The organism is Falsiroseomonas oryzae (assembly GCF_027856955.1).
GTDB lineage: Bacteria > Pseudomonadota > Alphaproteobacteria > Acetobacterales > Acetobacteraceae > Falsiroseomonas > Falsiroseomonas oryzae.
The window spans coordinates 1-549 of record NZ_JAPSMD010001016.1; the positions used below are offsets into that span (position 1 = coordinate 1).

1 protein-coding gene is annotated in these 549 nt (G+C 78.3%); it reads right to left on the bottom strand.

Annotated elements, in window-relative coordinates; translation table 11 throughout:
* On the bottom strand, positions 1–532 hold a 532-nt coding region (locus OZN99_RS33265), incomplete at its 3' end, for a molybdopterin-binding protein (RefSeq protein ID WP_333779805.1).
* Between the last annotated feature and the right edge of the window lie 17 nt (positions 533–549).

Sequence of the window (549 nt, forward strand, 5' to 3'; positions counted from 1 at the left end):
CGGCGGCGGCGGCGGCGGCGATGGCGTCGCGGTCGTCGGGGGCGATCGGCAGCACGAGCGGTTCGCCGCCCGCGGCGCGCACCAGCGCGGCCAGCGCGTGGGCGTTGCTGCTCACGATGCCGCCGGACGGGATCGGCTCGCCGGGCAGGGCGATCTCGTCGCCGGTCGCCAGGATGCCGATGCGCGGGCGGCGGTGGACGGTGAGCCACGGATTGTTCCCGGCGGCGGCCAGCCCGACGTCGCGCGCCGTCAGGCGCCTTCCGGCGGGCAGCAGCGTCTCGTCCGCGGCGAAGTCGAGGCCCTTGCGGCGGATCCAGCGGCCCGGCCGCACGGCTTCCTTCACGGCGACCTGGCCTTCGGCCTCCTCGGCGTCCTCCTGCAACAGGATGGCGTCGGCGCCGGGGGGGACGAAGCCGCCGGTGAAGATGCGCACGGCCTGGCCCGGGCCGACCGTGCCGGCGAAGGGGCGGCCGGCCGGCGCGGCGCCGATCATGGCGAGGCGCGCGCCTGCGGTCGCGTCGGCGGCGCGCACGGCATAGCCGTCCATCG